We start from the raw sequence: 6,637 nt of genomic DNA, 5'->3' as shown, positions 1-6,637 counted from the left end.
CGACGTGCGCCCCGCCAGCGCCTCGCCCAGGGCCTGCTGCACCGCAAGCGGGTGACCGGAACGAACAACACGTCTACCAGTCAGAATGTACGCTAGCGCCAAAGTAGCCGTGTTCGCGCGTCGTGCCAAACAAGATCCAACCGTCGAAGTCCGAGCGGACACCGCTGCCAGCGCGTAACAAAGCCGTGTGCAGACAGAGGAACCTTTGGCGATACGATACATGGGGACAAAGAGACACCTCGTGCCCTACATTCTTCCGCTAATTGCCGGCTGCAAGCCGACCCTGCCACCAGAAGATATCCAACCCATCGCCGACCTCTTCACCGGAATTGGGGCCGTATCGAAATCACTTGCCGACCTGGCGCCTGTCATTGCCAACGACACCTCACACTTCATTAATTGCGTATCACGTGCGGAGTTAACCACACGGTCGTTTACGCCTTCCGCGCACTTGCTGATTAGCTTGCGCTCACTATACGCGGAAGCATACGAATTGGCGAGGCGCAGCGTCAGCACTGAATTGGCGGACGAAAGAAAGGCACTACAATCTGGATCCTGGCGGCAACTGGCAGACTACATGAATAGAGTACCCCATCAGGGGTCAGACAAATCGACAAGAAGCCTTGCCGAAAGCGCAGCTAAAGCTGAAGGCATCGAGCATTTCCAATTAGCAAAGTTCTATTTCGCGGGCGGGTACTTAAGCCTCGACCAAGCGCTCAAAATTGATGCGATAAGATATGCAATCGAATTGCTACACAAAGACGACAAACGGTATAATTGCATCGATGATATTCTGAAAGCCACATGGTTGACCGCGATAAGTTCGGCGCTGAATTCACCAGGACACGCGGCTAACTACCTCCGCGCACACGATGCGCACTCCGCAGCACGGGTTCGGCGATCATGGTCCGTTGATCCGTGGGATCGCTTCGTCGACGCTCTAGCGGTGTTTCGACCATCCGGAACAAAGGAGTGGCGGGCACAGAACGTAGTAACTAACGACGAAGCACGCGGCCTGCTGGCGAGCGATAGGCCGTTCGGAATAGTCTACGCCGACCCGCCGTACACGAAAGACCACTATTCACGCTTCTATCACTTATACGAGACCATGTATTTATACGACTATCCGGATACGACTGGACACGGCCGATATCGTACGGACCGCTTCACAAGCGACTTCTCAACCAAATCGAGGGTAGTGGGCGCTTTTGCTGAAATGTTCGATCTTGTAAGAAAAAAATCGGCCACACTTGTACTCTCCTATCCTGGAAACGGCCTCCTTTACAGCACTGGCTATTCGGTTGAAACGATAGCGCGCGAATTCTTCCGCACCGTCGAAATTCGCAGCGTGGCAGCACGCCACTCCACCATGGGCGGACGCACTGGCCGGTCGACGAAGCTCGCTAACGAAAAGCTATTTGTGTGCGAGCCCTAATTTCGTGAAGCGAGAGTAAGCTTTAGGCCCTCTCCGGCGGTGCGCCTTCGTTGAGGTAGTCAGCGTTGTTCGCGATATCGGTAAACAACGTGTGCCACACCTGAGTCTCGTCATTTACGATTCGCACCAAGTCGCGTGAGTAGGCTTCAATCACCTTCCACTTTTCCTCGTCAGACGCATGCACTGCGAGGGACCGAGCATATTCGAGTTGATATTCGAGAAGAACACCATTCAACTTCAGTGCAGCCTCCGCATAGCGGGCCCAGGCCGACGAATACCCGAAATACCGGTCGAGAACTTGAACTCCTGCCGCCAACGCCAGGAAAATATATCCTATTGCGCTATCGACACTGCCCATTACCGCTGCCAGAAGCGGTACCGCGCCACCCACAACCGCAAGAACAATTGAGGCTGCGCGAAGCGCCTTCGACATCCTTGACTTTGCATCCTTCTCTGCGGTGTACCATTCGACGGCCTCCACGTATTTATCTCGCACATCAGCGAAGTTTTGGTCCGTCGCGCGGAGCTCAGCAGGCAGGTCAACACGGATCAAATATGGCTGGATGTTGCGTTTCGACATTCGGTCAAGCATCTCCAGAGTTCAATATCAACCGGGACCTCAGGACGTGCCTTCCTGGCGCGCCGCTGTCAACCCCATCAATGGACCCGCTGCCACTCTGTCAATCGGTCCGCTGCCCTTGTCAGCACTAAGACGCCACACCGTCACATTATTTTGGTCGCCTAGGCCGAGAAGTAGACACATGACAGCGAATATTTTTGGACCAAGTGGAAGCAGTACGACACGTCCTTGAGGCGTCAACGTCTCAACAACCGCCGCCAGCCTGAGGAACGAAGCGAAAGGAGAAGTAACGTCGTACTGGTACCGATTAACGGGGGGAATACCCGCTACAAAGTTTTCATTACGACGCGCGATCTTGCGGTCATAGTCGATATGAAACCCGAAAGGCTCAAATGTAATCGTTTCCGTAACCTCTAGATCGTCAAGGACGCCGAGCGCCAGTTCCCCCTCGAGCCCCAACCCAACTATAGCGTGGAGAACATTACCCGGGTCGCCCCATCCTTCGAACCCTGGTATAGCGTCGTTGAACCGAACGGCACCGGTGTCCATCAGGCCGCGGCTATATTTTGCGGGAGCATATATCCAATCAACTTCAACCGCCCCTTCGAAGTCTGAATATATAGCGAGCATCGTATCGGCAAGACGGGTCCTCGTCATGGAAGACACGTCGACGCAAATGCGAAAGCTATCCTTGACGACACCGCGGATCGTTTTCCACTCTGCGAGAGCATCTTCAATCGCAAGCAACAGCTCTTTCCGATAGCCGTGATCGTAGGCAAGCAGGGTGCCGTGCGACTCGAAAAACTTCTGATTTGCAGAGTACGACAGCACCTTGTTCGTTTCGAAGGGCGCAGCGACGATGCGCGCGCAATTCCCGAGTAATATCGTCGAGGCGTACACCGCGCGGGACTCATATCCGACCACGCCGACAAATAAATCGTACCGCCGCTCCGTCGGTGACGAGAGCCTAGTTACGTTTATATCTATCCCAGCCACGGGCGATCACCTTCGTTCGATTCGAGGCTCTAAGAACAACACGTACTGGTCTTCCGGAGACTCCGCCTGCCTAACCTTCTGTATACCTCGCTTCACCGTTTTCGAGCGGGGTGCTAGCAGTGTCGAGAGTCTAACTGTTGGCCCCAGGCGCACTGGCAAGCCAAAGTATGGAGCAAGGACATAACTGAGCCGGAAGTGCTCGCCGAAGAGAGCGAGGGGCACACGCGCATCCGATCTCTTCGGAATGTGCACAAAAACACCCATGTTTATTCCGAGGCGGAGCAACTCTATTGTTGCGCTGTTAACTCCACGGTCGACAGTAAACCTTAGGGGTACATTGTCTGAAAACTCCTCTTCCACAACCCGTTCGGCGAAAGCTTCTCCTATGCGATGCACTAAGTCGTAAAGGCTCGCTACTCGCCCGCTCCTCAAAGGTACCGCCTCTGCGGATGAGATCAGTGCAAAGAATCTGCGGATTACGCTGTCGACCGCCGCGCTCTGCGCGGATCTAGAAATTTTGTTGTCACCCCCTGTGGCACCCGATAAAAGTTGCCCGAGTAGCGCCGTAAGAAGCCTCGGATTGCCGTCGCATATGGTGAGCACTGTATCCGCCCCCGTGTAGAGGGCGTACGATTTGCGGCTCCGCCTGGCAGCGTTCGAGCGTCGATAGTTTTCCCTGACGACCACGAGGTTCCGTACTTTTCTCAATTTCGCAGCGCGCGCTACGGGGCTCAGACGCTCCAGTTCATTGAGATCTACGTCCTTCCCACGCAGCCATAAGCGAAAGCTTTCGTCGACGTTGGCCAAGCTCTTATAACGCTTCCAGAGATCACCGTTTGCTGCGTACGGGTTGTCTCGGGGCGCATGTTCGGCGCGATCTCGCCCACCCTCCCCGTCGTCGAAACTAGCGAAGACCGAACGTCCTAGAAGCTCGGCAGCCGGCGAGCCCTTTATACCTAACCGTCGAGCCTCCGCCTCCAGCATGCGTTTGCCGAGTTCAACTGCGTGATTCTGACGCGCATACGTAAGCTGTATGAGGTCAAAGTCCTGGCCATGGACGCCGGCGTAGGGCAGGTTCAAACGCGCCAATTCGGGTTGCACTGGCGATATACTCAATTTCAAAAGCAAGTTCTCGGGCAGACCTCGCATTGCTTCCAGTAGCGCTTCGACGATGGTAGTCGGGGCAAGTTCCATCTCGTCGAATAGCAGCGCCCATTGGTGGTCTTCTTGACCGACAGCACGATTGAAGATCTCTATCGCCGCAGTCGCCATCCCGAGACAGTCCCCTTGCACCCAGTCCGGTATGTCGAAATTCCGACCTTCTTTTAGAGATTTCTGTAGCCTTTGCAGATCGTACATTCGGATTGTGAGACTGTCCGCGATGCCCTCGAGAGAGGGTTCGTAGCTAGTGAGATGTGCTAGCCGAGCCAAGTTTGATGTCAGCCGACGCAGGGTTTCGGCCTTATCGATGTACGCTCGGCTACGTCGAACCGTGCCGTCCGCGGGCGGAGAGAGTCTATGCCGCATCGCACGTACGACTTCTCGGAGGACGTGAGCGGAGAAGGCGGCCTCCGCAACAAGATCGATCTCAGGCCCGAAGGGATTACCAGTCGGTGCAGGTGGGAGGATTTGTCGCTTCCACGCTCGGTCCGTCGGGACGAACACTCCGGTGTACGGTACTTCATCACTGACTTGCCTGCCGCTGTTCGTTTCCCACAACTCTAATGCTATTGGCTGCAGCATCTTCATCATCGTGGTTTTGCCCGAACCGCGCGGACCCGACAATAACGAATTCACAGGTCTTCTTAGTCGCTCGAACTGGCTAGGTTCAACGAATGTCTCGACAATTTGTTTCACGGGCAAGCCACGCGCGTTGAAGGCTGTGAGCGGCCTGGTGCCGCTCGCCACTGAGTACTGAGTTGGGTCACTCGTTGTCATGTGGGTGTGCCACCGGAAGATTGGGTAACCGCCACAACTTCCGTTATTTCGCCATACTCGTCGCGTTTCAGATGAGATGTTGCATCTACGTTTTTGAGTTCTTCTGTGAGCTTCGATATCCCAGTCGGCGAAAGATAGGAGAGTTTCGGCTCGAGTTCCATCAAATCGCCTAGGGGCAACTTGGTAAGCGCGCGCTGCTTCATTACACGTGCGATACGTCGGGCCAAGGGAGCCAAAGTTGGCGCCCTCCATCCAAAACCGCCAGAACCCGGGAGCGAGAAGTCGCTGATACCGGTCGCTTTGCGCCATCCCTGTCCGGGAACCCACTGTAAGGAGCAGAAATTGCCAGCTACACCTAAGTCGTAGGCATCAAGTGTTTGCTGATCGGCGAATTCCAGAATATATGCTTGATTTGTGATGCCAGCGCCCGCATTCTGGCCCTCAGGATATGCAGATAAGCTTCCCGCCGAGAAGATTGTTGCGCTGAACCCCTCGCCCGGGGCATACATAACTCGAGCTCTGTGCTTGTGTCCGTGTATGACGATCCAAGGACTATGATCTTCGAGGAGCTGAGTAAGAAGCTCGACATCCTGGATCATGCTCCTCTCTTGAGTGTCCACATACGGCATCTGCTGCAGATGGTGGTGAACCAGCAAAATGTTTACGACTGCGCGCTGACCGGCGTCCAACTCTGCACGTAAGCGGCGCGCTGTTCGCGGCGAGATTCGACCATGGTCCAATTCAGGGCCGTCGCCTCCGGCGTACCCGTGAAACGCAGCTGAATTCAGAGTGACGACTCGCCAGGGTACCGAGGCGCCTTCCCCATCGTTTCCTGTGGCAGACGATTCGGTGCCTTCGACTATCGAATAATTCTTGGCCCAGAATTGGTCACGCGATTCGGGGTCTAGGGCAGGAAACGGCGGTACAAGGTCATACAGGGCGCCTCGCGGATCCATGTCTCCACTCTTGTGCCTGGAGTCGAGGTCGTGGTTTCCAGCGGTTGCGATGAGGCGCGCCCCCAAAGCGTCCGCCAAGGCGGCGAGATCAGTCCAAGCGCCCTCAAGAGCAAGTCCATCTGCCTTATCGCAGATATCGCCTGCTACCAACAGCAGATCAGCGCGCATCTTTGCGTCTTCGAAGTACTCCCTTAGGCCGACCAGCGGATGCTCTCGTCGATTCCGAGGTGTGTGCGTTGTGAGCCAGGACCCGGCGGAGTCGCCTGGTTGAGTGCTTGTCGCATGCAAGTCCGAAACCACCACGGCCGTCAACCGTTGCATGCTCCCCCTTCGCGGGGACCACCATGGGTCCCTATCCCGCTCGTCCGACTAATGCTTAAAAGCGCATTGGGCTAGACAACCGCCTGCTTGACTGGAACCTAGCACCGCGTGCTCAAGATTTGGAGCACAGATGGCATTCCGTGTCGCGCTCTATTCAGGCGATGCATTTGCCTTAGCCCGACTCTCGTCCTCGGCGACATACGACTACATGACGAGTCTTCAAATCATGTCGTAGGCACTACCTACTTGCGCCGGCAAGTTTGCAGACGACGGCTCCGGCGGCCACCTCCTCGATTCGTGGCAACACCCCAAACCGTCCGGGGTGAACCCTACTCAAACCGCAATCGAGCATCGCCACGACCGAATAACGTCACGCGGCGACCCCGGCGTCCTGCGGGCCGAACTGCGTCT

Annotated in this window: 5 protein-coding genes; 1 reads left to right on the top strand and 4 read right to left on the bottom strand. The window is 55.7% G+C overall.

Annotated elements, in window-relative coordinates:
* Positions 1 to 241 precede the first annotated feature (241 nt).
* Positions 242 to 1,435, top strand: coding sequence for a DNA adenine methylase (locus Q2100_RS28695; RefSeq protein ID WP_302916766.1), 1,194 nt, complete (start codon positions 242 to 244; stop codon positions 1,433 to 1,435).
* Between the two features lie 22 nt (positions 1,436 to 1,457).
* Here the strand turns inward: Q2100_RS28695 and Q2100_RS28690 are convergent, their stop codons facing one another.
* The 4 genes from Q2100_RS28690 to Q2100_RS28675 all read right to left on the bottom strand — a co-directional run bounded on the left by Q2100_RS28690 (position 1,458) and on the right by Q2100_RS28675 (position 6,226).
* Complete coding sequence (locus Q2100_RS28690) at positions 1,458 to 2,015, bottom strand: SLATT domain-containing protein (RefSeq protein WP_302916765.1); 558 nt, start codon at positions 2,013 to 2,015, stop codon at positions 1,458 to 1,460.
* Between the two features lie 39 nt (positions 2,016 to 2,054).
* Positions 2,055 to 2,939 (bottom strand): hypothetical protein, encoded by an 885-nt coding sequence (locus tag Q2100_RS28685; RefSeq protein WP_302916764.1) that lies wholly within the window; start codon positions 2,937 to 2,939, stop codon positions 2,055 to 2,057.
* Between the two features lie 78 nt (positions 2,940 to 3,017).
* On the bottom strand, positions 3,018 to 4,949 hold the full coding sequence (locus tag Q2100_RS28680) for an ORC-CDC6 family AAA ATPase (protein WP_456094153.1): 1,932 nt from the start codon (positions 4,947 to 4,949) through the stop codon (positions 3,018 to 3,020).
* Complete coding sequence (locus Q2100_RS28675) at positions 4,946 to 6,226, bottom strand: metallophosphoesterase family protein (RefSeq protein ID WP_302916762.1); 1,281 nt, start codon at positions 6,224 to 6,226, stop codon at positions 4,946 to 4,948. The genes Q2100_RS28680 and Q2100_RS28675 overlap by 4 nt, the downstream gene beginning before the upstream one ends.
* Between the last annotated feature and the right edge of the window lie 411 nt (positions 6,227 to 6,637).

The sequence above is a fragment of the Mycolicibacterium arseniciresistens genome, from assembly GCF_030519285.1.
Classification (GTDB): Bacteria; Actinomycetota; Actinomycetes; order Mycobacteriales; family Mycobacteriaceae; genus Mycobacterium; species Mycobacterium arseniciresistens.
The sequence above is the reverse complement of the archived record's forward strand: the minus strand, read 5'-3'. Positions and strand labels throughout refer to the sequence as shown.

What these genes read in the sequence shown, in the direction of transcription:
- Q2100_RS28675 (WP_302916762.1), bottom strand. Translation starts at nt 6,226, where the DNA reads ATGCAACGGTTGACGGCCGTGGTGGTTTCGGACTTGCATGCGACAAGC.
- Q2100_RS28680 (WP_456094153.1), bottom strand. Translation starts at nt 4,949, where the DNA reads ATGACAACGAGTGACCCAACTCAGTACTCAGTGGCGAGCGGCACCAGG.
- Q2100_RS28690 (WP_302916765.1), bottom strand. Translation starts at nt 2,015, where the DNA reads ATGTCGAAACGCAACATCCAGCCATATTTGATCCGTGTTGACCTGCCT.